Source organism: Achromobacter sp. Root170 (genome assembly GCF_001428165.1).
GTDB classification, from domain to species: domain Bacteria; phylum Pseudomonadota; class Gammaproteobacteria; order Burkholderiales; family Burkholderiaceae_B; genus Achromobacter; species Achromobacter mucicolens.
Genome location: NZ_LMHN01000015.1, coordinates 84464 through 109913, shown reverse-complemented (window position 1 = coordinate 109913; position 25450 = coordinate 84464). Strand labels below are relative to the sequence as shown.

General features: G+C 63.7%; 25 protein-coding genes. 9 read left to right on the top strand and 16 right to left on the bottom strand.

Going from position 1 to position 25450, the window contains the following annotated elements; translation table 11 throughout:
• Positions 1-3 precede the first annotated feature (3 nt).
• Together ASD87_RS14910 and acnA are read right to left on the bottom strand one after the other, a co-directional pair.
• Complete coding sequence (locus ASD87_RS14910) at positions 4-1365, bottom strand: dihydroorotase family protein (protein ID WP_056322986.1); 1362 nt, start codon at positions 1363-1365, stop codon at positions 4-6.
• Between the two features lie 30 nt (positions 1366-1395).
• Positions 1396-4089 carry an aconitate hydratase AcnA gene (gene acnA, locus ASD87_RS14905; protein WP_056322983.1) on the bottom strand — a complete coding sequence of 898 codons (2694 nt, stop codon included), beginning with the start codon at positions 4087-4089 and terminating at the stop codon, positions 1396-1398.
• 297 nt (positions 4090-4386) lie between these two features.
• Between acnA and ASD87_RS14900 the strand changes: the two genes are divergently transcribed.
• From ASD87_RS14900 to ASD87_RS14880, 5 genes are read left to right on the top strand one after another with little or no spacing between them, the layout of a single operon-like run.
• Positions 4387-5109: a GntR family transcriptional regulator gene (locus ASD87_RS14900; RefSeq protein ID WP_056322981.1), complete on the top strand. Its 723-nt coding sequence runs from the start codon at positions 4387-4389 to the stop codon at positions 5107-5109.
• A gap of 21 nt (positions 5110-5130) precedes the next feature.
• The gene (locus ASD87_RS14895) at positions 5131-6027 is read left to right on the top strand and encodes an oxaloacetate decarboxylase (RefSeq protein WP_056322978.1); all 897 of its coding nucleotides are present in this window, start codon (positions 5131-5133) and stop codon (positions 6025-6027) included.
• A gap of 12 nt (positions 6028-6039) precedes the next feature.
• Positions 6040-6759, top strand: coding sequence for an SDR family NAD(P)-dependent oxidoreductase (locus ASD87_RS14890; protein WP_056322975.1), 720 nt, complete (start codon positions 6040-6042; stop codon positions 6757-6759).
• The gene (locus ASD87_RS14885) at positions 6756-7529 is read left to right on the top strand and encodes an SDR family NAD(P)-dependent oxidoreductase (RefSeq protein ID WP_082586293.1); all 774 of its coding nucleotides are present in this window, start codon (positions 6756-6758) and stop codon (positions 7527-7529) included. Before ASD87_RS14890 ends, ASD87_RS14885 begins: the two co-directional genes overlap by 4 nt.
• A 56-nt stretch (positions 7530-7585) precedes the next feature.
• Positions 7586-8611 carry a tripartite tricarboxylate transporter substrate binding protein gene (locus ASD87_RS14880; RefSeq protein ID WP_056322972.1) on the top strand — a complete coding sequence of 342 codons (1026 nt, stop codon included), beginning with the start codon at positions 7586-7588 and terminating at the stop codon, positions 8609-8611.
• A 58-nt stretch (positions 8612-8669) separates the two neighbouring features.
• Here ASD87_RS14880 and ASD87_RS14875 read toward each other — a convergent pair whose 3' ends face one another.
• The 6 genes from ASD87_RS14875 to ASD87_RS14850 form a co-directional block, all read right to left on the bottom strand.
• Positions 8670-9653: a tripartite tricarboxylate transporter substrate binding protein gene (locus tag ASD87_RS14875; protein ID WP_056322970.1), complete on the bottom strand. Its 984-nt coding sequence runs from the start codon at positions 9651-9653 to the stop codon at positions 8670-8672.
• Between the two features lie 79 nt (positions 9654-9732).
• On the bottom strand, positions 9733-10593 hold the full coding sequence (locus ASD87_RS14870; RefSeq protein WP_056322967.1) for an enoyl-CoA hydratase-related protein: 861 nt from the start codon (positions 10591-10593) through the stop codon (positions 9733-9735).
• Positions 10594-10608: 15 nt separating this feature from the next.
• A complete protein-coding gene (locus ASD87_RS14865; RefSeq protein WP_056322965.1) occupies positions 10609-11826 on the bottom strand; it encodes a CaiB/BaiF CoA-transferase family protein in 1218 nt (405 codons plus the stop codon).
• A gap of 148 nt (positions 11827-11974) precedes the next feature.
• Complete coding sequence (locus tag ASD87_RS14860; protein WP_056322962.1) at positions 11975-12859, bottom strand: LysR substrate-binding domain-containing protein; 885 nt, start codon at positions 12857-12859, stop codon at positions 11975-11977.
• Positions 12860-13162: 303 nt separating this feature from the next.
• Entirely contained in the window at positions 13163-13903 is a 741-nt protein-coding gene (locus ASD87_RS14855) for an SDR family NAD(P)-dependent oxidoreductase (protein ID WP_369818552.1), read from the bottom strand.
• Between the two features lie 79 nt (positions 13904-13982).
• Positions 13983-15437, bottom strand: a complete 1455-nt coding sequence (locus ASD87_RS14850; protein ID WP_082586292.1) for an MFS transporter — start codon at positions 15435-15437, stop codon at positions 13983-13985.
• A gap of 147 nt (positions 15438-15584) precedes the next feature.
• Between ASD87_RS14850 and ASD87_RS14845 the strand changes: the two genes are divergently transcribed.
• From ASD87_RS14845 to ASD87_RS14830, 4 genes are all read left to right on the top strand, one after another.
• On the top strand, positions 15585-16454 hold the full coding sequence (locus ASD87_RS14845) for a LysR family transcriptional regulator (RefSeq protein ID WP_056324524.1): 870 nt from the start codon (positions 15585-15587) through the stop codon (positions 16452-16454).
• Between the two features lie 161 nt (positions 16455-16615).
• Positions 16616-17203, top strand: a complete 588-nt coding sequence (locus ASD87_RS14840; RefSeq protein ID WP_056322958.1) for a TetR/AcrR family transcriptional regulator — start codon at positions 16616-16618, stop codon at positions 17201-17203.
• A gap of 144 nt (positions 17204-17347) precedes the next feature.
• On the top strand, positions 17348-17854 hold the full coding sequence (locus ASD87_RS14835) for a hypothetical protein (RefSeq protein ID WP_056322956.1): 507 nt from the start codon (positions 17348-17350) through the stop codon (positions 17852-17854).
• A 48-nt stretch (positions 17855-17902) separates the two neighbouring features.
• Positions 17903-18538, top strand: coding sequence for a hypothetical protein (locus ASD87_RS14830; RefSeq protein ID WP_175236381.1), 636 nt, complete (start codon positions 17903-17905; stop codon positions 18536-18538).
• Between the two features lie 124 nt (positions 18539-18662).
• On the opposite strand, the gene ASD87_RS14825 is transcribed toward ASD87_RS14830, so the two are convergent.
• The 8 genes from ASD87_RS14825 to ASD87_RS14790 form a co-directional block, all read right to left on the bottom strand.
• Complete coding sequence (locus ASD87_RS14825) at positions 18663-19559, bottom strand: oxidoreductase (protein WP_056322954.1); 897 nt, start codon at positions 19557-19559, stop codon at positions 18663-18665.
• A 129-nt stretch (positions 19560-19688) separates the two neighbouring features.
• Positions 19689-20426, bottom strand: a complete 738-nt coding sequence (locus tag ASD87_RS14820) for a hypothetical protein (RefSeq protein WP_056322952.1) — start codon at positions 20424-20426, stop codon at positions 19689-19691.
• Positions 20427-20487: 61 nt separating this feature from the next.
• Positions 20488-21213, bottom strand: a complete 726-nt coding sequence (locus ASD87_RS14815) for an amino acid ABC transporter ATP-binding protein (RefSeq protein WP_056322950.1) — start codon at positions 21211-21213, stop codon at positions 20488-20490.
• On the bottom strand, positions 21210-21926 hold the full coding sequence (locus ASD87_RS14810; protein WP_056322947.1) for an amino acid ABC transporter permease: 717 nt from the start codon (positions 21924-21926) through the stop codon (positions 21210-21212). Before ASD87_RS14810 ends, ASD87_RS14815 begins: the two co-directional genes overlap by 4 nt.
• A gap of 1 nt (position 21927) precedes the next feature.
• Positions 21928-22629 carry an amino acid ABC transporter permease gene (locus tag ASD87_RS14805; RefSeq protein ID WP_056322945.1) on the bottom strand — a complete coding sequence of 234 codons (702 nt, stop codon included), beginning with the start codon at positions 22627-22629 and terminating at the stop codon, positions 21928-21930.
• A gap of 28 nt (positions 22630-22657) precedes the next feature.
• The gene (locus ASD87_RS14800; RefSeq protein ID WP_056322942.1) at positions 22658-23485 is read right to left on the bottom strand and encodes an ABC transporter substrate-binding protein; all 828 of its coding nucleotides are present in this window, start codon (positions 23483-23485) and stop codon (positions 22658-22660) included.
• A gap of 48 nt (positions 23486-23533) precedes the next feature.
• Positions 23534-24751 (bottom strand): aminotransferase class I/II-fold pyridoxal phosphate-dependent enzyme, encoded by a 1218-nt coding sequence (locus ASD87_RS14795; protein ID WP_056322938.1) that lies wholly within the window; start codon positions 24749-24751, stop codon positions 23534-23536.
• Entirely contained in the window at positions 24748-25422 is a 675-nt protein-coding gene (locus tag ASD87_RS14790; RefSeq protein ID WP_056322936.1) for an RraA family protein, read from the bottom strand. Before ASD87_RS14790 ends, ASD87_RS14795 begins: the two co-directional genes overlap by 4 nt.
• Positions 25423-25450 lie beyond the last annotated feature (28 nt).

The window sequence follows — 25450 nt, the reverse complement described above, 5'->3', positions numbered from 1 at the left end:
AGTTCAAAGACGCTTGAGATAGCGGCCGCCAGGATTGGCGCGGGCCGCGTCCGTGATGCGGCCGTCCTGCGCCACGGTGCGCCCGCGCACCAGCGTGCGTATGGGCCAGCCTTTCAGGGTCATGCCCTCGTAAGGCGAATAGTCGGAGTTCGATTCCAGGGTGGCCGCATCGACCGTGCGTTGCAGGTCGGGGTCGACGATCACCAGGTCCGCGTCCTTGCCGATCTCGATGCTGCCCTTGCCCGGCATGCGATAGATGCGTGCCGCGCTCTCGGCACTGACCTTCATCAGCGTTTCCAGCGGGACGCCACGGCGGTGATAGCCTTCGTGCAGCAAGATCGGCAACATCAGGCCGGTGCCCGGGAACCCATTGCTGGCCGCCCAGATGTCGGTGTCCTTGGTGGCCCGCTTGCGGGGCACGTGGTCGGTGCCTATCGTGGTGATGGAGCCGTCCAGCACGCCTTCCCACATGGCTTCCACATCGCTTTGGCCTCGCACCGGCGGGTTGACCTTCGCATAAGTCCCGGCGGGCGATTCATCGTTCAGGAAGAGGTAGTGCGGGCAGGTCTCGACGTAAATGGGCGGTGCGCCAGGCGTGCGGCGATGGCGCCGCGCCTCGTCCAGCGCTTCGCGGCTGCTCAGGTGCACAATATTGACCGCAGCGCCCGTCTTCGCCGCGAAATAGCACACGCGATGTACGTTCTCGGCTTCCAGGAAGTCCGGGCTCTGCTCGTTCCAGGCCTTCAAGTCGTCACGGCCTGCCGCGCGCAGGGGGTCTCTCAGGACAGGGATGACCTCGACGTTTTCGCAGTGCACGCCCATGATTGCGCCGGGGATGGCGGCCGTGGCGCGCAAGGCCGAATACAGCAGGCCGTCGTCGATGTCGGTAAATCCCTTGGACAGTCCGGCCGCCCCTTTGTACATCATGTAGAGCTTGTAGGATGACACGCCGAATCGGCGAGAGGTTTCCTCGAGCGTATCCACATGCAGATTGCTGGTGATGCCGAAATGGAAGCCGAAGTCGACACAGCTTTGCGACAGCGCGCGGTCGCGCACCTTTTCAAAAGATTCACGGATGTCGGCGGAACGATGGAACGACAGCACTGTCGTGGTGCCGCCAAGCGCGGCGAAGCGCGACTCGGTCTCGAAGTCGGTCTCCGGAGACCCGAAGCCGAAGTGAACGTGAGGATCGATCAGGCCTGGCAGCACCCACAGTCCCTGGCAATCGATCGTTTCACGGGCCTCGAGCGGCGCGCCTGGTTCGGCGATTATGGCGATGCGGCCGTCAATGACGCCCAGCACGCCCTCGGTCAGGCCTTGCTGCGGGAGCAGCAGCCTTGCATTGGTCAGTAAGAGGTCCAGCATGATGTCGAGTTTCCTGAGTGATGCGCGTTGTCAGCAATGGGCCGTGTCGGCGGCCACCGTGTCGGTCAAGAATGCGTTGAGGACGCTGGCGGGGATGCCGCCTTCCGTGATGAGTTTGCGTTCGGCGTGCGTAAGCACCTGGGCATAGGCCTGGAAGCGCACCTGGCGATCCCCGTCCTCGGCGATCACGTCGATGGGTTCCCCCTTCAATACGCCATCCGCCACATTCTGCAAGCGCAGCGTCTCCGCGCCGGTCAGCCCCAACGCACGCCAGCCTTGGCCGTGGGCGAACGCCAGCGGCAGCACCCCCATGCCCACCAGATTGGCGCGATGGATGCGTTCAAACGACTCCGCGATCACCGCGCGCACGCCCAACAGCGCCGAGCCCTTCGCAGCCCAATCCCGGCTGCTTCCCATGCCGTAGTCTTTGCCGCCCAGGATGACGCAGGCCTCGCCGGCATCGCGGTAGGCCGTCGCGGCATCGACAATCGGCATGAGCTTGCCGCTGGGATAGTGGCGGGTGACGCCGCCTTCCACGCCCGGCGTCAGCGCGTTCTTGATGCGGATGTTGGCGAAGGTGCCCCGCGTCATGACGTGATGATTGCAGCGGCGCGCCACATAGGTGTTGAAATCGCGCGGCGCAACGCCCTTGCCGATCAAGTACATGCCCGCGGGCGTGTCGGCGGGAATTTCACCGCTGGGCGAAATATGGTCGGTGGTCAACGAATCGCCGAACGCCGCCAGCACCCGTCCGCGCGCCAAGGCGCACGCCAAGTCGTCCAGCGCGTCGCGGCCCGGTTCGGTTTTGAAGAATGGAGGCTCGACCAGGTATTGCGAGTCTGGGTCCCAGGGAAAACGTAAGCCGGCCGGCGCGGACAAGTCTTGCCAGATCGCGCTGTCCAGGCTGGCGGGATCATAGACTTCGGCAAACAGCGAAGGGGCCGAAGCAAATGGCATCAAGGCCGCGATCTCTTCCTGGCTGGGCCAGACATCGCGCAGATAGACCGGTGCACCGTCCGCGCCCGGCCCCAGCGGCTCGTGCTCGAAATCCAGGTCGATGCGGCCCGCCAGCGCGTACAGCACCACCATCGCCGGCGACCCGATGTAGTTGGCGCGAAGCAGCTTGTGGATTCGACCTTCGAAATTCCGATTTCCTGACAGCACGGCGGCGGCGACCAGGCCGCGTTCGACAATAGCGTCTGCCACCGCGGAAACCAGGGGGCCTGACTTGCCGCCGCAAGTCGTGCAGCCGTAGCCGATCACATGAAAGCCTTGGGCTTGCAGCGCCGTCAGCAACCCTGCGGCTTCCAGGTAGCGGGTAACTGCACGCGAGCCGGGCGCCAGCGATCGCTTGACCCAGGCGGGCGGCGTCAGGCCAAGCGCCAGCGCCTTCTGTGCGATCAGGCCGGCCGCCAGCATCACGCTGGGGTTGGAGGTATTGGTGCAAGAGGTAATCGCCGCCAGCGCCACCGAGCCATGGCCGACGACGTCCCGGCTCGCCGGACGCGCGGCGTCCGTGGTCACATCGAACCCGCCTTCCGACTGCGGCACGCTCAGACGGCTTAGGAAGTCTGCGGCAACATTCGACACATCCATGCGGTCCTGCGGGCGGCGCGGACCAGCCAGGCTTGGGCGGGCCGCCGACAAGTCGATGTCGATCACCCGGCTATAGGCGGGCGCCGCTTGCGACGCGTCACCCCACAACAGGTTGACGCGCGCGTAGGCTTCGATCAGCGCGAGTTGTTCTTCATTGCGCCCGGTCATGCGCGCGTATTCCAGCGTGCGCGCGTCGATCGGAAAGAAGCCACAGGTGGCGCCATACTCGGGCGCCATGTTGGCGATCGTGGCTCGCTCGGGCACACTGAGCGCCGCCACCGCGGGGCCGAAGAATTCGACCATGCTGCCCACCACGCCTGCGGCGCGAAGTCGCTGTGTCACCAGCAGCGCGGCATCCGTCGTGAGGGCTGGCGCCTCAATGGCGCCGTGCAGCCGCACCCCAACCACCTCCGGAATGGGAAAGGTGTAGGCATGGCCCAACAGGGCCGCCTCGGCGTCGATGCCGCCCACGCCCCAACCCAACACGCCCAGCGCGTTGACCATGGGCGTGTGGGAATCGCCGCCGATCACGAAATCCGGGTAGACCCATTCGCCGTCCTGTCGTGACTGACGCGCGACCACCGGCGCCAAATACTCGAGGTTGACCTGATGAATGATCCCGATGCCAGGCGTGATGACGCGCAGTCCCTTGAAGGCCTGCTGCGCCCACTTCAGGAACCGGTAGCGTTCGTCGTTACGTTCGAATTCGCGGCGCAGATTGCGTTGCATCGCCCCCGACTCGCCCCAATAGTCGACCTGAAGCGAATGATCCACGATCAGATCCACCGGAATTCGCGTGTCGACCTGCGAGGCATCTCCGCCAGCCTGGGCGACCGCGTCGCGCAGCGCCGCCAGGTCTTGCAATACCGGCAGCCCGCTGGAGTCCGGCAGGATCACGCGAGCCACATGCAGCGGCAAATCCGCCCCAGGGTGCGTTCCCCAATTCCACAGCCTGCGGATTTCCGCATCCGATACGGCCGCGCCCCAGGCTCGGTGCCGCAGAAGATTCTCCAGCAGCACGCGGATGACATAAGGATACGTCTGGATGTCGCGCCCTTCCGATTGGGCGGCAACGGACAGATCCGCGTAGCGCAGCACCCTGCCGCTACAGGAGAAAGACTGGATCATGGCAATCGTAATCGCGAGAATATCAATTGAAGCCATCTTACGGCCTCGAAAACAATAGTGTCAACACTAGCGCCGAGAATACGCAAAGCGTCAGCAAGCTTAATAGTGCGACGATCACCCCCCATCGAAAGTGCCAACATCCGATCCGTTGTTTCCCACCTAGGGAAGACCCTGATAAATATGCGTAAAATCCTCTGATCGCTGTAGAAATACCCCGCCAACCCGGAATTTAATCAACCGATCGTTCATTCCAAAGAGTTGACACTTTTATAACTCCCTTGATAGGCTGTTAACACTATGACCATCTCCACGGCCCCCATCACTCCCAAGGAAGACGCCTCCGGCCCGTTGGCCGACGTGGTGTTTGACCGAGTGCTGGAAGCGATCTACCAAGGCCGGCTTGCGCCGGGCAGCGTCATCAACGAGGTGGCGCTGGCGCAGGAGTTCGGCGTCAGCCGCGGCCCGGTTCGTGAAGCGGTGCGGCGCCTGCAAGGCATTCAACTCGTCACGCGCGAGCCCTACATCAAGGCGCGCGTGGTGACCCTGTCCGCGGAGTCCGCGCTGGAACTGTTCCAAATGCGGATGGCGCTGGAAGGCGTAGCCTGCAACCTGGCCACTCGCCGAATGAGCGACGAGGAAATCGCGCAGTTGCTCGCCGAACTGGAACAGGACCGGCAGCGCCGCCTGGCCGCGGCCAGCGGCGGCGCGCCCGCTCCGCGTGTCTTCGACTTTCACGAGCGCATCGTGCTGGCCAGCGGAAACAACCGCATCATCAATGCCCTGTGCGGCGACCTCTATCACCTGTTGCGCGTCTATCGCCGGCACTCGGGCACCGTGCTCGAACGCAAGGACGACGCTTACGCCGAACACTGGCAGATCTTGCGCGCCATCCGCGCGCGCGATCCTGAGCTGGCTGAGTCGCTCATGCGCTCTCACATCGAACGCGCAGCACAACACCTTTTTGAACACCTGGCAGAAGGGGCATCCGGCATCGCCGGACATCCCGTCTCGGCCGCATAACGCCCTTTGGAGCAGCACGACATGAACAACCCGCGCCACCAGTTCCGGCAATTGCTGAAGAACGAACCTTTTCTCGTGTCCCCCGGTGTCTACGATGGATACAGCGTTCGCCTGGTTGAAGCTGCGGGCTTCAAGACCGCCTGCACCAGCGGCGCGGCCGTGTCGAATGCGCTGCTTGGCATCGCCGATATCGGCGTAATGGGCCTGGCCGAAAACGTTACCCACTGCCGCCACCTGGCAAGGTCCGTCTCCATCCCCCTTACTGCCGACGCGGATACCGGCTACGGCAACCCCGTCAATGTCTACCACACCGTGCAGATGTTCGAGGAAGCCGGCGTTGCAGGCATCAACCTTGAAGACCAGGTCAGCCCCAAGCGCTGCGGTCACATGCCCGGCAAAGACGTCGTCAGCCAGGCCGAGATGGTCAAGAAGATCGAGGCTGCCTGCCTCGCACGACGTGACGACGATTTCGTCATCATCGCCCGCACGGACTCGCTCGCCATCGAGGGCATTGAAGGCGCAGTCAAGCGTGCCCGCGCTTACGCCCAGGCGGGCGCGGACATGTTGTTCCCCGATGCGGTCCGCACCGAAGACGACATCAAGCGGCTTGTCGACGCCGCGGGCATCCCCGTCAGCATCAACATGGGCTTCGGCATCCGCAACCGCCCCACCACGCCGCTGATTCCGCTGCCGCGCCTGAAGGAGATCGGCGTCAAGCGCATCAGCCTTCCGCGCATGTTGCCCGCTGCCGCCATCTACGGCATGCGCCAGGCCCTGCAGGTCATGCAAGGTGTGATCACCACGGGCGAACCCGCGGATCGCCCCGATTTGCTGGTCGGCATCGAAGACATCATGCAACTGATGGGCTACGAGCAGATGCGCGCGATGGAAAAGCGCCTGACGACGCTGGACAACTAATCAGGCACTGACATGATCGAGCGTAGCGCGTCGGCGCATTGCGTCCTGACAGGCGCGGCATCCGGCATCGGTCTTGCGTTGACCGAGCGGCTTCTGGCGGCGGGCTGGCGGGTGACCGGCGTGGACATTGCGCCCGCCGCCGTCCACGACAACGCCCAGTACTGCCACCACGTTTGCGACCTGTCCGACCCGGCCGCGCTGCACGCCCTGTGCGCGGGTCTGGGCGATTGCGCCCCGACTGCGCTGGTGCACTGCGCCGGCCTGGTGCGCACGGGCGGCGCGCTGGACACGCGACCGGAGGACGCAGCGCTGCTCTGGCGCCTGCATGGCGCAGCGCCGATGGCGCTGGTCCAGGCCTTGGCGCCGCAACTCCCAGACCGCCGCGGCCGCGTCGTGCTGGTGTCCAGCCGCGCCGTGCTGGGTCGCGCGCACCGCTTGGCGTATGCCGCCACCAAATCCGCACAGATTGGCATGGCCCGAAGCCTGGCAGCGGAGCTCGTCGGGCGCGGCATTACGGTCAATGTCGTCGCGCCCGGCGCGGTGGACACCCCCATGCTGAATGATCCCAAGCGCGGGGCCGCGCCGAGTGTGGACCTGCCGCTGGGCCGCCTGATTGACGCGCGCGAAGTTGCCGCGACCATCGCCTTCTTTCTGAGCGACGAGGCGGGAGCTATCACAGGGCAGACGCTCTACGTCTGCGGCGGCGCCTCGTTGGGGGCAATGACGGCATGACAACAGCGAACGCACTCGTGCTGGACGGAAAGATCGTGATTGTGACCGGCGCCGCCGGCGGGCTAGGCCAAGCTATCGCCAAGCATTGTCTGGATGCCGGCGCCCGCGTGGCCTTGCTGGATCGGGATGAGGACATGCTGGCGCAATGCTGCCGGACGTTGGCCGTCGCGCCATCCCGAATCCTGGCCCTGCGCTGCGACGTCGCGGACGCCAACGCCTCGCGTTCGGCCGTGGAACGCGTCGCTACGCACTGGGGCGCCATCGACACGCTGGTAAACAACGCCGCCACGGTCACGCCAGGCGCGAAGGTCGCTGACCTGACACCTGAACAATGGCGGCTCGCGCTGGACGTGAACCTGACCGGCGCATGGCTGATGAGCAAGTGGGCGATTGCGCATATGGCGCGCAATGGCGGCGGCGTCGTGCTGAACATTGCTTCGCAATTAGGAAGCGTGGCCGCGCCAGGGCGCGGCGCCTATGGCGCGAGCAAGGCAGGCATGATCGCGCTGGCGCGCGCCATTGCCGTGGACCATGCCGCCGACGGAGTCCGTGCGCTGAGCTTGTCGCCCGGCGCGGTATTGACCAGCCGTTTAGTGGATCGCTACGGGGGCGAACACGCTGCCACCGCCGCGTTAGCCACCAAGTATCCGGTCGGGCGGCTTGGCACCGCGGAAGAGATTGCAAGGACCGCAGTTTTTCTGATCAGCGAGGATGCCTCGTTCATCACCGGCACGGACATTCGTGCCGACGGCGGCTACACCGCGCAGTAGCGCGGTCACCGTCTTATTCACGCAGTGCTTACACCACATAACAAGGGGCTTGAATCATGACGCACTCGATTACTTCCGCAACGCACACGCGCATGTCGCGCCGCAGAGCCCTGGGCCTGCTGGTCACGCTTGCCGGGTCCGTCGGGCTTGTCGCCGCCCCTGCCTTTGCGCAGGGTACTGACAACTTTCCAACGCGACCGGTCACGATCGTGGTGCCGTTCCCGGCCGGCGGCGCCACTGATCTTACCGCGCGCCTGGTAGCCGAAGGTCTGTCCAAAAAATGGGGGCAATCCGTCGTCGTCGAGAATAAGCCTGGCGCGGGCGGCAACGTTGGCTCGGAATACGTCGCGCGCGCAGCGCCCGATGGCTACACCCTTGTGCTGGGCGTTACGGGGTCACACGGCATCAACACCTCGCTCTACAAGAACATGCGCTACGACCCGATCAAGGATTTCGAAGCCATCACGCAAGCCACGCTCTATCCCAATGCCATCATCGTCAACAATGACGTGCCGGCCAACAACCTGCAAGAACTCATCGCACTGCTGAAAAAGCCCGATGCGCACTATTCCTATGGCTCCGACGGCAACGGCACCGCTTCGCACCTGGGGATGGAGCTGATCAAGAGCCAGGGCAAGTTCGAGCTCTCGCACATTCCCTATCGCGGCAGTGCGCCTATGGTGACCGACCTGCTGGGCGGTCAGATCCAGGTAGGCATCACCGGCCTGCCCGCCGTGCAAGCCTACGCGAAGAGCGGCAAGCTGAAGATCGTGGCGCTGACCACGGCTGAGCGTTTTGCAAGCGCCCCAGACTACCCAACCGTTGCTGAGCAGGGCTTTGCGGGCTATGCCGCGCCGCCCTGGTCTGGCTTCTTTGCACCCAAGGGCACGCCCAAGCCGCTCGTGGAGAAGATCTCGGCGGACATACGCGAAGCGATGTCCGACCCGAAGGCGAAGGAAAAGATGATCGCCGCCGGTAGCGAGTTCACGCCTAGCACGCCGGAACAGTTCCAGGCCTTCGTGCAGAAGGAAATTGCGAAGTGGGCCGAGGCGGTCAAGATCTCCGGCGCCCGCATCGACTAATGCAGCATCCCGCCCACCCCGCAAGCGCGGGGCTGGGCAATTGGGTTGGAGTGGCAGCTCATTCCGGCTCGATTCCAGCCGCCTTGATGACATTGCCCCATTTTTGAATCTCGGCAGCCTGAAACTGTCGCAACCCGTCGGGGGTCGTCGTCCACGCCTGGGTTGCCGAGTTCCGAAAGAACGTCTGCGCGCCGTCGCTCCCGACCGCCTTGACCAGTAGCTGTCTAAGCGTCGCTGCCACCGGCGCGGGTGTGCCGGTCGGTACGTAGGCGGCGAACCAATAGCCCATGTCATAACCTTTGATGCCGGCCTCGTTCAGCGTGGGCAACTCTGGAAGTTGAGGCAGGCGTTCAAGGGTTGACGCGCCGAGCGGACGCAGTTTGCCCGCTTCGATCTGCGACAAGCCCGTCACGGTGTCAATCACCATCATGTCGATGTGACCACCCAGCAGATCGTTGAGCGCATTGGGATTGCTGTTGTAGCCGACCCAGACGATATCGGTGCCGGTCAGTTGCTTGAGCATTTCGCCTGCCATGCGGCTGGACGAATTCCCGCTGCCGAAGCTCAATTTTCCCGGGGCTTGCCGTGCCGCGCGAATCAACTCATCGGCGGTGCGATACGGAGAATCGGCTTTCACCACCAGAATCTGGCCGCCCCGTCCCAATCCTGTCAGCGGCGTGAAATCCCCCACCGGGTCATAGGGGAGCTTCTTGAAGAGGTGCGGATTGGCGGCTTGCGTCGTATTGCTGGTGATTAACACCGTATAGCCGTCGGGGGTAGCTCGGGCAACATGCTGCGCGGCGATCATGCCGCTCGCGCCGGGTCGGTTCTCCACGACGACAGCCTGCCCCGTTTGTTGCGTCAGCGACGCTGACAATGCGCGTGCCAGCAAATCGGTCGCGCTGCCCGCGCCGAAGGGAACGACAAACGTCAGGGGTTTTGCAGGGTAATCAGCCGCTTGCGCCGGTACGGCCCAGGCCAGACCGAGGGCGGCCGACAACGACGCCGCCACGCGGATCATAAAAGCAGTGATGCGGATCATGATTTTTGTCTCCTGTGATTTGTCCGTGCCGGCGTCGAGGACCCGCACGTTGCGTATGCCACCGTCCGCGGTTGCGCTGTCAACGCACGCCAGCGGGTTTCGGCTGGAGATCGCGTCGGGCGCGTTTTGCCAGAAACTCGCGCACGACGGTCTTGTGTTCATCGCCGCAGAGCAAAATCGCCTGCAGGGCGGCTGCAGCCTCCAGCGCCATCGGCAACGTGGATTCGGCGGCATCCAATACCAGGCGCTTGGCCATGCGCAAGGCCTGGGGTGGGTTCGATGCGATGCGGCGGCCCAAGGCGGCGCTTGTCTCGTCTAGCGCTTCCGGCGCCACGACACGGGAAACCATGCCTAATTGCAGCGCGGTCTGGGCATCGATGAACTCGCTGGTCAGCGTTAGCTCCAACGCCTTTGCCCTCCCCACGATGCGCGTCAAGAACCAGGCGCCGCCGATGCCGGATACCAGGCCGAGCCGCAGGAAGCTCTCGGCAAACGTCGCGCGTTCGCTGGCCACACGCAGGTCGCACATGAGCGCCAGGTCGCAGCCGGCTCCAACCGCGGCGCCGTTGACCGCGGCAATGGACGGCACCTGCAGTGCTTGCATTGCATGCGTGATTCGATGCAGCGTCGATTTCAGCCGGGCGCGTAGCTCTGTGACCGACCCCTGCATCAAGTCGGATCCTCGAGCCATGTCTTTCACATTGCCGCCCGTGCAGAAGTACTTGCCATTGGCGCGCAGCAATACGCAGTGAACGTCTGGCAGCGTATTGGCCTGCTCCAGTGCCTCGGCAAGGGCCTCAGCCATGCGCACCGACATGACATTGCCTGAGTCCGGGTCATTAAGGCTCAATGTGAGAACGCCGTCGGCGACATCTTGCCGGATCAGCACATCACCCGGGACGCAGGCACTTCCCGAGACGCTGGATTCATTGGTTTTCATCGGTGTCTCCTTGGCTTATGTAGAAAATCGTTCGGGCTTACCCAGCACGCCGCTACTGAACATGGCGTCTATCTCGGCTGTGTCATAGCCGCATTCATTCAGGATTTGGCGGCTGTGCTGGCCCAGCGTTGGCGCGGCGGTGATGGGGTCGTGCGCGCTTGCCGCGTGAGCAGGCCCAGGCGCAAAGCCCGGCATGCGCACTTTTCCAGCAACAGGATGGTCAACCCAACTGTCGATTCCGCTAGCGGCGTATTCCTGCGAGCGGACGACATCGTCGTAGTTCGCTACCGGCGCACACAGGATGTCCAGTCCGGACAGCCGACTTACCCACGCTTCGGTGGCTCGCTGCCGAAACAACGGCGTCAGCACCCGGCGCAGTTCTTCGCGATGCGCGACACGGCACTCATTACTGGCAAAGCGCGGATCATGTTCCAGCTCGGCCGCCCCCAAGGCGGCGCACAGCGCCTGCCAGCGCTGGGGATGGTAGGCGGCCACCATGATCCATCCATCGAGGGTCTGGTAGGCCTCATTGGGTGCGGCGTAGGGAGCGGCGCTGCCAGCCTTGGCGGGTACAGCGCCCGAGGCGAAGAACGATGCGTACCCGATCTGCTGCAGCATCAGCGTAGCGTTGTAGAGGCTGATGTCCAGGTATTCGCCTTGGCCGCTGCGCTGTGCCGCGTTGCACGCCGCCAGAATCGCAATCGTCGCGATATAGGCAGTGACCATGTCGGCGACGGGCGTTGCGACTTTTACCGGCTCTCCGCCCGCGATGCCCAAGGTGCTCATCAAGCCGCTGGCGGCCTGGATGATGCCATCCACACCAGGCCGGCCTCGCAGCGGGCCGGTTTGGCCATACGCGGAGATCGAGCAGTACACCAATCCGCGGTTGCTGTCGGCCAGCGTGTCGTAGTCCAGCCCAAACGATTGCATGACGCCCGGCCGGTAGTTTTCGACCACCACGTCCGCACGGTTGATCAAGCGACGGGCGACTTCTCGGCCGCCGTCGGACTTCAGATCCAGCGCCATGCCGCGCTTGTTGCGATTCACGCTCAAATAAACGGCGCTTTCTCCCGCGATCCAGGGAGGGCCGATCTGCCGCCCGAGTTCCCCGCCCGGCGGCTCGATTTTGATTACTTCCGCACCCATATCTGCGAGCATCATGGTGCAGACGGGCCCCGCGAGTACGTGCGAGAAATCCACGACTCGCACACCTTGCAAGCTGCGTTTGAACATATCCTGGCTCCTGCGCGACACGGCCTGATAGGTGGTCGTGATCACTTGTCATGCGGGCAGAATAGGCAGGGCCGATCGAGCCGGCAAACGACTTTATCGGCAGGACGCTTTGACTTTTTGTAAAGAGGTCAGTGCAGGCGCGCGCGGCTCAGAGGGCGACGAGGGTGACCAGCCAATCGCGGAATAGACGCAACGCCCTGGATTGAGGCTTGCCTGTAGGCCAGGCGAAGTAATACGTGTAATCCTCACGATCCAGCATGCGATCCAGCGGCGCCACCAAGGTTCCGTCCGCCAGCTCTTTCTCGATCAGGGCCTTTTGGGCAATGGCAACGCCATGACCTTCGATGGCTGCCTGGTAGGCAAGCAAGGAGGTTTCGTACTTCATGCCTTGCGCGGGGTTGACGTTGCGCAAACCTGCGGCGCGCAGCCATAGCATCCAATCGTCGGGCCGGGCCATCGAATGCAGCAAGGTTTGCGTCGCCAGTTGTTTCCTTTGCGACAGCCGAAGCGTGGGCGCCACCACAGCAACCAACTCGTTGCGCACAAGCTGCAGGGTGCGCATCCCCGGCCAGCGGCCATCGCCCAGCTGTATGCCTGCGTCGATGTCTTCGCGCTGGAAATCCAGTGGTGCGAACGAGGTCATGACTTGAACGTCGATGTCTTTATGCTTCTGATGAAAACTCGCCAGTCGCGGGATGAGCCATCGTACGGCAAAGGTGGCGGGCGACCTGATGCGCAAGGTATCCCGGCCCACGTTGCTGCCGGAAACCGCCTGCGTGGCTTCGCGCAAGGTTGCGAACAACGGAATCAAGTCCGACAGATAACGTGCGCCCGCCGGCGTCAACTCCAGGCGGCCGCGTGTGCGTAAAAGCAGCGGCGTGCCCAGAAAGCTTTCCAGCGCACGCACCTGCCTGCTGACCGCCGCAGGCGTCACGCACAATTCATCGGCTGCCTTGGAAACGCTAAGCAGGCGTCCAGTGGCTTCGAACGCTCGGGCGGGATTCAGTGGCGGAAGTAGATCGCGGCGGGCCATGGCAGTGAGAGTCTTACGTTGACGCGACGCTACTATAGCGCCGAGCCCACCCTCGCGACCGTAGCCTGAATGCTTGACGCCGCCGAAAGGCACAGAAGCGGTGTCAACCGAGCCGGCGTTCAAGAGCATCATGCCGCCTCGATATCGCCAGACAAGCGGCGCGTCCGGACAACATCGCGTGTGTAGGCCTACACGACTGAGCCTGACCTCGGCATCGCGGCTAAAGTGATGACTCGAACAAGCGTCACCCCCAGAGCGTTATCCGGCCTCGGCGGGCAAGCTCGCCAGTCAAGATCTTCCGTATCACGCGCTTATGCCGCCATCGACGAGGATTCCCGACCCGGTGACATAAGCAGCGCCAGGTCCCGCCAGGAAGGCGACGGCTTCGGCGACCTCTCGGGTCTTTCCGTAGCGGGCAATAGACAGACTTGGCAGGATGGAGGCGGCGAGATGACCTTCGGCGGGGTTCATGTCCGTGTCGATGGGGCCAGGACGAACCAGGTTAACGGTGATGTGACGGTGACCCAGCTCACGCGCCAGCCCACGGGTGAAGCTCTCCATCGCCGACTTGGTCGCCGCATAGACCGCGATGCCCGCGAATGGCACAGACAGGCCGGCATTGCTGCCAATCGTGATGATGCGGCCGCCATCGGGAAGATATTTCAGCGCGGCCTGGGTGGTCATGAATACGCCTCGCACGTTGACGTTCAGTTGCCGGCTTATCTGCTCGAGCGATTGTTCGGAGAATGGGCCTGAGATCAAAACGCCAGCGTTGTTGACAAGGATGTCCAGCCCTCCAAGTTCTTCCGCGGTGCGCGCAACCGCGGCCTTCACGGCATCGGGGCTTGCCGCATCGGCTTGGATGGCGATAGCTTCGCGGCCGAGGGCGCGAATTTCGGCAACCAGCGCCTCGGCCTTCTCAACCGATTTTTCGTACGTGATAGCAATGTCCGCGCCTTCTTCGGCCAGCTTGAGCGCGATGGCCGCGCCGATGCCACGCGCCGCGCCCGTTACAAGCGCGCGTTTATGGGCGAGACCAGGCAAGGGATTTTTCAAGGCATTGTTCATGACGGCGTGTTCTCTTGAAAGCATGCATCCACGATGCAAAAGGAATGTCGAATTCTCATGGTTCTTGGCGTCTCCAACTTAGTGCTGCGGCCAGCGCCAGCGACGCGCCTATCGCCAATGAAGCCACGGCAAACCCACGCTGAACGTCCTGAGCGCTTGCCCCATCCGGGGCGATCGCGATGAATAGGCCACCGAACAAGGCAACACTCACTGCGGCGCTGATCTGCAAGGTGGCGTTTACCAAACCCGAGGCCAGACCGGCCCAGCGTGTTTCCACATGGTCCACGTTCAGGCGCACGAGCGCAGGTAGGGCGATACCTTGTCCTGCGCCAATCAGAAACAAGGGCAACGTCAACCACGACGACGCACCGGCCAACGCCAGCGCTGCGACCATGACCAGACCGAGCACCTCCATGACCATGCCAACGCCGGCGGTTCGTGAGCCCATTCGCCGAGCGATGTGCGGGCTGCAAAAAGGGCCAAGGAAAAACCCGACGCCAAGCGGCAGGATGGCCAGGCCGGCTGTCAACGCATCGTGCCCCAGGCCGGCGTGTTCGTACACGGCGAATACCAGGAAGAACGCGGCGAGCGCATAGAAGAGGAACGTGGATGCCAGACTGCGTCGCAACCCGCGCCCGGCAAGAAGCGATGGCAGAACCAGCGGCGTTCTGCCGGCGCTCTCCTCTGCCTTTTCGTGCTGCCAGAAGCGCCATAACAACGGCATGCTCAACGCCAGCGGCACGATGCACCACCACGGCCATCGATGTTGCTGCCCTTCGATCAGTGGCACCACGAGCGCCAGCAAGCCCATCGCCAGCAGCACCGCCCCCCGTACGTCCAAGCGGGGCGAATGTTCGGCGCGACTTTCGCGCAGCAACTTTGTTGCGGCTGGAATGGCAACGATGATGATCGGAAGGTTGATCAAGAACACACTGCGCCACCCCAATCCCCAAGGACTGGTGGAAACCAGCACTCCGCCGAGCAATTGGCCGCCCACGGAGGCCAAGCCAAAGGTCGCGCCGTATCGGCTGAGCGCGCGATTCTTCTCACTTGGCGGAAACATGGCGTGGATCGATGCCAACGATTGCGGCGCCATGACCGCTGCAGATATCCCTTGCAGCAGCCGGCCGGTGACAAGCACGCCCGGTGACGGCGCCAGGCCGCACAACGCCGACGCGACGCCAAATCCGAGCATGCCAGCGATAAATACCCGCTTGCGGCCATACAGATCACCCAGACGACCGCCCAAGATCAATGTGACGGCGTAGGCAGCGGCATACACCGATATCACCAATTGCGAGACGTCGGAAGAAGCTTGCAGGTCCGTCCTGATCGCAGGTAGCGCCACGTTGACCACGAAGAAGTCCAAAGGTGGCAGCAGTGTGCCGGTCAACAGGACGGCCAAAGCGAGCCAGCGACGGGGGTCAGGGGCTGGTTTCCCAGCGGCGTGTTCGGATGACGCCAGCGCGGCTTCGAGCGCGCCTGCGACGTGCCGGGGTTGAACATTCATAGCTTGAGGCTCCAAATCAGATGTGCCTGAGCGTGGGCGCGAAGGTTCGCCAGGACATTTCATGAAGCGCATGATGCTCTGAACAATATTGTTCCACCACTGACATCAATGTATATTTTCCGTACATTTTTGTACGGTGGGACGGGCATGGATTGGAACGACGTTCGCATCTTTCTAGCGGTCGCTCGCAGCGGATCCTTGGGCGGCGCAGCCCGTGCGCTGAACGTGAGTCATCCGACAGTGGGTCGCCGAATCAAGGTGCTTGAGGAGGAAGCCAAGCAGGCGCTCTTTCGGAGAACAAAGGATGGCCTGGTGCTCACGGATGCCGGTGACACTGTGCGGGCGCTGGCGGAGTCCATGGAGGATTCCGCGCTATCCATGGAAAGGCGTCTGACCGGCAACGACCAGCGTCTTGAAGGCATCCTGCGAATCTCTTCAGCGGATTGGTTCGCCGGCTATGTCCTGGCGCCGGTCCTGGTCGAGTTGACACACCGCCATCCCGCTGTCGTGCCGGAAGTGATTGCCAGCCATCGCTTGCTCGATCTCTCACGGCGGGAGGCCGACGTGGCCTTTCGCATCGTGCCGTTCAGCGAACCGGATATCGTCCAGCGCCGTCTGATGCGCATGTCATATGGGGTGTATGCGTCGGCGGCGACCGCCCAGGCCTTGCAGGACAACCCCGCATCCGTGGGTGTCATTCTGATGAACACCGCACAGTCGCATTTCCCCGATGTGGCTTGGGTGCTGGAAAGGTTTCCGCACTGCCGGCGCGCGTTTACCAGCACGAATCGCTCGGTGCAGGCGCAGATGTGCTTGCGGGGCGTAGGCATCGCCGTACTGCCAAGGCCGCTGGGCGATGCAGTTTCCGGATTGCAGCGCCTGGACACGCCGGATCAGCCGCCTACGCGGGATATATGGGTTGGCTACCACCAGGACCTGCGCCACATGGATCGCTTGCGGGTAATGCTGGATATCGCCGACGCGATGCTATCGAATTCCATCATTCCCACGCCTTGAACGCTTCCTGCGGCCATTGAGCTGGACGCGGAATACCTTCTCTCAATGGGCTGGCCAACGAAATCTTGACACTCTACCGTCCAACTAGTAGATTGGTCGGCAGTCGTCCAAGGACGCGCCTCTTTCACCCTGCACGCCGTCCTTTTCAAGGTCCCACCCAAATGAGCCTCGAGCTGTCCCCACGTGCCGCCGAAATCGTCGAACAGGCCAAGCAACTGCTTGCTGCGGGGGGTTACCACGGGTTTAGCTATGCCGACATATCCGAACGGGTCCGCATTGGCAAACCCAGTATTCACCACCACTTCCCCAGCAAGGCGGACCTGGTCCTCACCGTCGTTGTCCAGCACCGAAGTCAGTCGCGAGAAGGCTTGGCGGCACTGGACCAGCGGGTTCTTGATCCGCTCGGCCGCTTGACGGCCTACACCGAGTATTGGGCCCAGTGCATCCGCGAGGGCACGATGCCCCTTTGTATCTGCGCGATGCTGGCGGCGGAACTGCCCATGATTCCCACGACGATCGCGGACGAGGTGCGCGCTTATTTCGGTGAGTTGGCCGCCTGGATCGCGGCAGTGCTCGAGAGCGGCGCGGCAAAAGGGCAATTTCAGCTCCGTGACAACGTGCAGGCCGAAGCCCAAGCCTTCATGTCCACCGTGTACGGCGCCATGCTGACTGCGCGAGCGTGTGGAGACCCCCAGGCATTCGCGGCCATTTCGCGGGCTGCCCTCCGTCAACTGACCAACCCCCCCTGACACAACCATGGCGCGCACCCCGGTGTGTGCCCTTTTTTTGCGCCCATAACCGACCAACTAGTTGGTTCATTCGCCCAATGCTGCCGCAGCCATGCAGCCTGTCTCGTGATGAACCCTCATCCATAAACCACAAGGACCATTGCCATGCCACACCCCATTTCCGCGCTCGGCGTCACCCACACCCTTATCAGTCTGGCAGCCGCTATAGCCGGGCTGTACAGCTTTGCACGCTATCGCGAAATCAATGCAGCCACTCGCGCCGGCAAGCTATATCTAGGCGGCTTGGTGGCCGCCGTCCTGACATCATTTGGGCTGTCCAGCTCCGGCGGGTTCAACGCCGGACATGCGCTCGGCATCCTGGCCCTGCTGTCGGTGTCAGCCGCCCTGCTCATCTCGCGCACGTCATTGCTTTTGCGTGCGCGGCCTTATCTGTCGCAATTGGGGTACTCATTCAGTTTCTTCCTGCTGTGGGTCCCAGGAATCGCGGAAACGTTGACGCGACTTCCCGTGTCCCATCCGCTTGCCGACGGGCCGCAATCTCACTTGGTTCGCAGTGCGCTGGCGGGATGGCTGGCTGTATTTGTCGTGGGGGCCGTGTCCCAGTTGATCTGGATTCGATCGCAGCGGCGCGTCCTCGGACAGCGGTCGTAGCCGTCCCAACCACCAATGCACTTTAAGACGCCTGAACCAGGAGCTCTCTTGCGCTTAGCTGCCCTAAACCCGCTGGCGCCGGCCCGCGCCGACGACGCCAGCGATCCTTACCGTGTTGAGCGCCTGCGCGCCCAGACGCACACAGAGCGTGCGGCGCGATCACAGGCGCCGCGGTTCATACCGCTACCGGCCGTGCGTAACGCCGCATCGGAGGCTATAGCCTCAACCCCCAAGCTGCCCATCGAACCCGTTACCAAGACTCGCTCTGCCATCAATCCGCTGGGCGAGGCGTACACGGCGCATTGCCTGAAACTCGCCATCGAGGCCTATCACGCGCAGCAGGCCAGGCAAGTGGCGCATGCGCAGGCGGCAAACCGGGCCGCCCAAGAAGAAATGTCCAAACAGCAGGCGCGCACGAACGCGGCCAATGACCTCGGCACGATACAGGGCCTCTTGCCTCAGCAAGCGTACCGGTACGCGGCGGGCGTCCCGCCGGTCGTTGCAGAGCAGATGAGCGCAGCCGCATTCGTTGCGCCGGACAGGGTCGGCCCCGTCGCCGCAGCCGCGAAAGCGCGTAGCAGCACGGATGAAGCGCATGGCCGTGAACTCGACCGAGCCGCGAAAGCCGCGCGCCGTACACCTGACTCGCGCTTCCTTTTTCCCGCTCGCAGCAGCGCAAACTGACGGCATGAACACCGTGGCGAGTGGCGTGGTATGGGAATGCGCTGGTCTACAGCGTCGTCGGACATTCGCGAAAGTCTCGGACCGCGTTGATCGTTGGCGCGAACTCTGGCCGCCCAGGCCACGTTCAACCCGGCCCGTCGCTCGCCGCAGCCAGCAAGGGCACGATGATGTCGCTGATCGGCGTGGATAGGCCATGGGCCTGTGCACGACGCGAGATCACGCCGTTTCGTATCTCCCATTCCAGTTGCCGGCCGGCTTCGCGGTCCGTCAGGATGGACGTGCTCAGGTCGGGGGACGCGGCTTGAAACTTGGCGAGGATTTCCTGCGGGACCTCGTCCCCCAGTTTTGCGCCTTCCGCGCGCGCGACAGACAGGCACTCTTGCAAATACGCCAAGGAGAGCTTGGCGATGTCCGGCCGGGCAAACATGCCCGCGCGGCGATGCGTGAGGGCCATGAGGCCAGCGACTGCGTTTTGCAGCAGCTTGCGCCAAGCCACAGACTGGAAATCGTCGCTGATATCCACTGCGCACTGAGTCCCCTGCAGCGCCTCGGCCACCACGTGAGCGGCCGGCATGTCGGGCAGGCTCAGGCGCGCATCCCCGCGCAAGCGTACCGAGCCGTCGGCTTGCGCCTGAGCGGGGAACCACACCACAGCGGGGATGATCCGCGCGGGTGGCGCATGCGTTGCAACCGCTTCCAATTGCTCGACGCCATTCTGCAACACGCAGACCACGGTATCTGGCCGGCACAATGCCGCGAGCCATCCCGATGCAGCCTCGGTCTGCGTCGCCTTGACCGCGAGGAAAACGAGGTCCATCTTGCGGCCGGCCTGACCCGGATCCGTCAGTACAGGGCCGGGAACGTCAACGCGGCGATCGCCATCCAGGAGCGTCAGCCGGTCCCGGGGCGTGCGGCCGCACAAGAGCGGCGTACGGCCGGCCTGATGCAGCGCGGCGGCAACCGTTGTGCCGATGGCGCCTGGACCAACGATGGCGATTGCGGTGTCTGTTGCGGGTGTCATGGCATGGCCTCCTTAATGGCTTGCAAACGACACCTTAAAGCGAAAACGTTGTCTGCCGCCTGAAGGCAAGCGTGCTTGCCAAGGCTGCTGGCACGTCAATAGGCCGCCCCGCCCTGGGTGCCGGCCCGCTTACCAGCGAATCGTGTAGGGCCTGTCTCCCAGCCCCCATACGCCGTCTTTTCGTTCCAGCATGATGTGGCGGGTCTGCCATTCGTCCGGCTGGTCCTTGGGGGGAAAGCCGCTTATCTGAGGATAGAAGGCGGGGTCCGCCGCCCAATCCGCGGTGGCGCGATCCAGCCGCCATTCGAACTTGACCGCCGAAACCGCGTTGGGGTTGTCGTCGAAGGGATTCTTGCCCGGCTTGGTGTAGTTGAGGATCTTGCCCACTTGCAGGCCGGGCGCGCAGAACTTCGCGGTGTAGAGCACTTTGGAACCGATGTGCGCCTCTCCGTCCGTGTAGTACGCGCGGCCTTTTTCGGTCAGCGTCATGTGGCTGGTGGCGTCTTCGGGTTTCTCGCCCGGTTTGGGCGGTGAACCGTCGCCGTCGGCGCTGACGCGCTTGACCGTGATGAGCTGGTGTTTGATCAGCCCTTGCACGATCTTGTCCTGCTCTTGCAGGAAGACGGTATAGACATCCGTCGGCAAGGGACGCACACCCACCACGTTGACGCAGGCGCTGCCCGGCGCGTTGGTGGGCGTCGCCATGGCGTCGACCAGGATCTTGTGTATCTTGCTTTCGGTCAGGCCCGGACCCAGCGGGGATTCATGCCAGGCATAAACCGCCGCGCCTGCGGCGATGGCCAGACCCAGGGCCCAGACCTTGCGCGGAATGCGGCGGCGTTTGGTCGTGCGCGGCTTCTGATTCATTCCCTTCCTTGCGGCTTGTGGTCTGGCGATAGTAACGCCCGCCGCACGGCAACCTCAGGCTTCAGTGCCGGATTTCCGCCAGGAATTTCTGCGCCCGGGCCGTTTGCGGCCGGTTGAAGAACGCGTCCGGGGTGCCGGTTTCGACGATGCGGCCGGCGTCCATGAACCAGACGCGATCGGCCACTTCCCGGGCGAAGCCCATCTCGTGCGTCACGCAGACCATCGTCATGCCGTCCTTTGCCAAGCCTTTCATCACCTGCAGCACTTCGCCCACCATTTCCGGGTCGAGCGCGCTGGTGGGCTCGTCAAACAGCATGACGGGCGGGCTCATGGCCAGGGCGCGCGCAATGGCAACGCGCTGCTGCTGGCCGCCGGACAGTTGCGCGGGGAAGGCATCGGCCTTGTGCGCAAGACCCACGCGTTCCAGCAGTTGCATCGCGCGCTCGCGCGCTTCTGGGCGGCGGGCGCGCTTCAGTTGCAGCGGCGCCAGCATCAGGTTTTCCATCACGGACAGATGCGGGAAGAGATTGAACTGCTGGAACACAAAGCCAATATGGCTGCGCAATGCGTCCAGGTGCACGTCCTTGCCGTAGATGTCCTTGCCGTCGACTTCGATCACCCCTTTCTGGATGGGCTCCAGCCGATTGACGGTGCGGATCAGCGTGGATTTGCCGGACCCGGAGGGTCCGCACACCACCACGACCTCGCCCCGGGCGACCTGCGCGGTCACGTCGGCCAGCGCCTGATAATCGCCATACCACTTCTGCACTTCGGAAAATCGGATCATGTGGGCACCACTTTCTGGGTAGGCGCAGGTCCGGCGCGCCGGCGGCCAATGCGGCGTTCGGTCAGGTGCACCAAAAGACTCAGGCCAAAATTCAGGACGAAATAGGTCAGCGCAAGCAGCCCGAAGACTTCAAAGGGCTTGGTCAGCAGGACGCTGTTGATCTGGTTGGCGGCGTAGGTCAGCTCTTGCACGCTGATCACGTAGGCCAACGACGTCTCCTTTACCGTGGACACGAACTGGCTCAGCATGCTGGGCAGCATGTTGTAGAGCGCCTGCGGCAGGATGACCCGGCGCATCGTCTGCATGTAGGACAAGCCCAGCGCGCGGCTGGCTTCCTGCTGACCGGGCGGCAGCGCCTGGATGCCGGCGCGGATGATCTCGGCCAGATAGGCGCTTTCGTAGCAGACCAGCGCGACCACCATGGTCGTCGTGCCAGCCACGGGACGGCCGATGATCAGGGGCACGAAAAAATACGCCCAGAAGATGAACATCAGCAGCGGCAGGCCGCGCACCAGGTAGACCACGGCCGACGAAGGCCAATAAAAGATGCGATAGGGGCTGATGCGGCCCAGCGCCAGCAGCACGCCGCACGGCAGCGCCAAGGCAAGACTGATCGCGGCCAGGCCCAGCGTGGCCACCAGCCCGCCGATGGGTCCATGCGGATATTGGCCGATCAGAAGCAGCAGCCAATTGTCTTTGAGTATGTCCCACATGTCAGCGGACTCCCAGCGGACGATAGCGTCGTTGCAGCATTGCGCCCCCGCCCATGATGACGAACGAGAGCAAGAGGTAGATCACCGTCACGACCGCGTAGGCCTCGAACGTGCGGAAAGTGTTGTTCTCGATCTCGCGCGCGGCCGCCGTCAGTTCGGTGACGCCGATGGCCATCGCCAGGCTGGTGTTCTTGAGCAGCAGCAGGGTCTGATTCAAGAGTGGCGGAATGGCGATGCGAAAAGCCTGGGGCAGCACGACTTTGCGCATGGTCTTCAGAAAACTCAGGCCCAGCGCGCGCGCGGCCTCTACCTGGCCGGGCGGAATGCCCCGCACCGCACTGCGCAGGTCTTCGCAGACATACGCGGACATCACCAGCCCGATCGCGATGCACGACAGGATGAATTCGCTGCCGTGGCTGTTGAGCCAGTCCGTGACGGGGGCCGGCAGCAAGGCCGGCACACCGAAATACCAGAACATGATGTGCACCAGCATGGGCACGTTGCGGTGGAACGCGACGTACGTCGCGATCAACCCATTGGCAATGGGCGAGCCCGTCAGGCGGATCACCGCCAACAGGCTGCCCACAACGAACGCCAGGATCCAGGCAAGCCCGGCCAGCGCCAGGGTGGTGATCAACCCCCTGAGCAGCCAGTCCGGATACTCGCCCTGGAAAATGGCGCCAAAGTCGAAGATGTAGTGCATCGAACCAGGCTCCAGGACGCTTGGCGCGTCAACCCTTGATTTCTTCGATGCGGAAGTCGCGCTTGATGTTGAACTGCGTGCCGGGGCCGAACCACTTGTCGAAGGTCTTGGCGGCCTGTCCGGACGCCTCCATGCCGTCCAGCACCTTGTTCACCTGGTTCAGCATCGCCGTGTCGCCCTTGCGCACACCGACGCCCCACGGTTCGATGAACAGCGCCGGCTCCAGGATCTTGACGGGCACCGCGCTGGATGCGGCCTGGTGTTGCAGCTTGACCAGCATCAGTTCGGACCCGACAAAGCCGCTCACCTTGCCCTGCTGCAGCGCCAGGAACGCGCCGCTGGGATCCTTGAACGTCACGGGATCGACGTTCGGGATGTTCTTGCGCGCACCTTGCTCCGATGACGATCCGCGCACCGCGCTGACCCGCTTGCCCGCCAGGTCGGCCGGCGCCTTCAGGTCCTTGTCCGACTCGCGCGACAGGATCTTCTGCGGGCTCACGAAGTGCTGGTGCGAGTAATCGATCTGCTTGGCGCGTTCGGGCGACCACCCCAGGTTGGCGGCCACGACGTCCACACGGCCGGCGATCAGTTCGGGAATGCGCGCCTCGACGGCGATCAGCTTGAGCTCCAGCGGCACGCCCAGGCTGTCGGCCAGCGCCTGGCAGACATCCACTTCGTAGCCGACGATGCCGCGCGTTTTGGGATCCTGGAAGCTGAACGGCTCGGCGGTGCCCATGGTGCCGCAGATGAATTTGCCGCGGGCCTTGATGTCCTGCAGCGTGTCGGCATTGGCGGCGGGCGCCAGCGTGGCCGCCAGGCCGACGATGGCAACGAAGGAGGAGATGAACGTCTTCATGGGATTCCCTTGATGTGTAGGTATGGGTGCTACTTAAAAATCCGGTTTTCAGGCCAGCCGGGCGCAGGCTTCGCGGATGCGGCGGCAGCCTTCTTCGATGTTTTCCATCGACGTCGCGAAACTGAGCCGCAGGTAAGGCGACAGTCCGTAGGCCGCGCCGTCCAGGCCCGCGACGCCGGCCTCGTCCAGCAGGAACATCACGACGTCCAGGTCGCTTTCCAGCTTGCGGCCGTTGGGCGTCGTCTTGCCAAGCAGGCCTTCGACCGACGGATATACGTAGAACGCGCCTTGGGGAACCGGGCAACGGATGCCGGGCACCTCGTTGAGCAGCGCCACAATGCGGTCGCGCCGGTCGTGGAACAGGGCCGCGGCATCGCGCACGCATTGCTGGTCGGCCGTCAGCGCAACACGCGCGGCCGACTGGCTGATGGCGCTGACGCAGCTGGTGCTCTGCGAAATCAGGGTGGCCATGGCCTTGATCAACGCCTTCGGGCCGCCTGCGTACCCCAGGCGCCAGCCGGTCATTGCGTAGGCTTTGGAGACGCCGTTGATCGTCAACGTGCGCGCGGCCAACGCCGGCTCGACGGCCGCGGGCGACGCGTGGCCCTCGCCGCCATAGGCCAGGTGCTCGTAGATTTCGTCGGTCAGGAGCCAGACCTGCGGATGACGCGCCAGCACCTGCGCCAACGCGCGCAGCTCGTCGGCGCCGTACATCGCGCCAGTCGGATTGCTGGGCGTGTTCAACAGCAGCCACTTGGTGCGCGGCGTGATGACGCGCTCGAGCGCGTCGGGGGTCAGCTTGAATCCGTCGGCCTCCGGGCAGGCCACCACGACCGGCGTGCCGTCGTTGACCAGGACCATATCGGGATAGGACACCCAGTACGGCGCCGGAATGATGACTTCGTCGCCGGCCTGCACAGTGGCGGCCAGCGCGGTGAAGATCAATTGCTTGGCGCCCACGCCGACGATCAGTTCGTCCAGGCCGTAGTCCAGTCCGTTCTCGTGGCGGAACTTGGCGCGCACCGCTTCAAGCAGCGGCTTGGCGCCGACCGACGCGGTGTAGCGAATGTCGCCGCTGTTCAGCGCGTCGATGCCGGCCTGCACGATGTGGGCAGGTGTGGGCAGATCCGGCTCGCCCACCGTGAAATCGATGATGTCGCGGCCCTGAGCGCGTAGTTGATCCACGCGGCTCTTGGCCATCATGCTGGGCGAAGGCTTGATGGCGCGCGCGCGTTGCGCCAGGAATTCGGGGGTGACGGCGTTCATGCCAGCCCCTTTGCCGCAAACGCGGCCTGCATCCAGCTCTGCGTTTTCTCGCCGGTGGCGATTTCGGCCATGATGCGCGCTTCCTTGTCGGCGTGCGCATGGGCCGCGGCAATCAGCGCGTCGGCGTCCGACGCGGCAAAGCTGACCAGCCCATCTTCGTCGCCCACCAGAATATCGCCGGGATTGATGACCTGACCGCCGATCGAGACGGGCACATTGACTTCGCCGGGACCGTCTTTGTAGGGACCGCGGTGGATGTGGCCGCGCGCGTAGCAAGGGAAACTGTCGGCTTCGAACGCTGCCACGTCGCGGATGGCGCCGTCGACGACCACGCCCGCGCAGCCGTGGATCTGCAGATAGCGCTTCATGATTTCGCCGAGCACGGCGTTGGACAGATCGCCGCCGGCGTCCACCACCAGTACGTGGCCCGGCTGGATCTGCAGCATGGCCTTGTAGATCATGAGGTTGTCGCCGGGGCGGGTCTTGACGGTCAGCGCCGTGCCCACGAGCTTGCCCGCTCGGTTGTAGCGCCGCAGCCCGGTGATGCCCTCGCGCCGCGCAAGGTTGTCGCTCAGATGCGGCGTGACGATGCCTGCAAGCGCTTGCAGGATGGCGGCGGGCGCGACGGGAGAAGCCGGCAGTATGCGTGCGCCGGTGGAAATGGTAGCCATGACGATCTGCTTGTCCTGAATCGAAGGC

Coding starts and splice junctions, on each gene's coding strand:
- ASD87_RS14910 (WP_056322986.1), bottom strand. CDS start 1,365: ATGCTGGACCTCTTACTGACCAATGCAAGGCTGCTGCTCCCGCAGCAA.
- ASD87_RS14840 (WP_056322958.1), top strand. CDS start 16,616: ATGAGCCTCGAGCTGTCCCCACGTGCCGCCGAAATCGTCGAACAGGCC.
- ASD87_RS14795 (WP_056322938.1), bottom strand. CDS start 24,751: ATGAACGCCGTCACCCCCGAATTCCTGGCGCAACGCGCGCGCGCCATC.
- ASD87_RS14860 (WP_056322962.1), bottom strand. CDS start 12,859: ATGGCCCGCCGCGATCTACTTCCGCCACTGAATCCCGCCCGAGCGTTC.
- ASD87_RS14880 (WP_056322972.1), top strand. CDS start 7,586: ATGACGCACTCGATTACTTCCGCAACGCACACGCGCATGTCGCGCCGC.
- ASD87_RS14845 (WP_056324524.1), top strand. CDS start 15,585: ATGGATTGGAACGACGTTCGCATCTTTCTAGCGGTCGCTCGCAGCGGA.
- ASD87_RS14800 (WP_056322942.1), bottom strand. CDS start 23,485: ATGAAGACGTTCATCTCCTCCTTCGTTGCCATCGTCGGCCTGGCGGCC.
- ASD87_RS14820 (WP_056322952.1), bottom strand. CDS start 20,426: ATGAATCAGAAGCCGCGCACGACCAAACGCCGCCGCATTCCGCGCAAG.
- ASD87_RS14875 (WP_056322970.1), bottom strand. CDS start 9,653: ATGATCCGCATCACTGCTTTTATGATCCGCGTGGCGGCGTCGTTGTCG.
- ASD87_RS14870 (WP_056322967.1), bottom strand. CDS start 10,593: ATGAAAACCAATGAATCCAGCGTCTCGGGAAGTGCCTGCGTCCCGGGT.
- ASD87_RS14815 (WP_056322950.1), bottom strand. CDS start 21,213: ATGATCCGATTTTCCGAAGTGCAGAAGTGGTATGGCGATTATCAGGCG.
- ASD87_RS14850 (WP_082586292.1), bottom strand. CDS start 15,437: ATGAATGTTCAACCCCGGCACGTCGCAGGCGCGCTCGAAGCCGCGCTG.
- ASD87_RS14900 (WP_056322981.1), top strand. CDS start 4,387: ATGACCATCTCCACGGCCCCCATCACTCCCAAGGAAGACGCCTCCGGC.
- ASD87_RS14790 (WP_056322936.1), bottom strand. CDS start 25,422: ATGGCTACCATTTCCACCGGCGCACGCATACTGCCGGCTTCTCCCGTC.
- ASD87_RS14810 (WP_056322947.1), bottom strand. CDS start 21,926: ATGTGGGACATACTCAAAGACAATTGGCTGCTGCTTCTGATCGGCCAA.
- ASD87_RS14895 (WP_056322978.1), top strand. CDS start 5,131: ATGAACAACCCGCGCCACCAGTTCCGGCAATTGCTGAAGAACGAACCT.
- ASD87_RS14890 (WP_056322975.1), top strand. CDS start 6,040: ATGATCGAGCGTAGCGCGTCGGCGCATTGCGTCCTGACAGGCGCGGCA.
- ASD87_RS14825 (WP_056322954.1), bottom strand. CDS start 19,559: ATGACACCCGCAACAGACACCGCAATCGCCATCGTTGGTCCAGGCGCC.
- ASD87_RS14885 (WP_082586293.1), top strand. CDS start 6,756: ATGACAACAGCGAACGCACTCGTGCTGGACGGAAAGATCGTGATTGTG.
- ASD87_RS14835 (WP_056322956.1), top strand. CDS start 17,348: ATGCCACACCCCATTTCCGCGCTCGGCGTCACCCACACCCTTATCAGT.
- ASD87_RS14805 (WP_056322945.1), bottom strand. CDS start 22,629: ATGCACTACATCTTCGACTTTGGCGCCATTTTCCAGGGCGAGTATCCG.
- ASD87_RS14865 (WP_056322965.1), bottom strand. CDS start 11,826: ATGTTCAAACGCAGCTTGCAAGGTGTGCGAGTCGTGGATTTCTCGCAC.
- acnA (WP_056322983.1), bottom strand. CDS start 4,089: ATGATCCAGTCTTTCTCCTGTAGCGGCAGGGTGCTGCGCTACGCGGAT.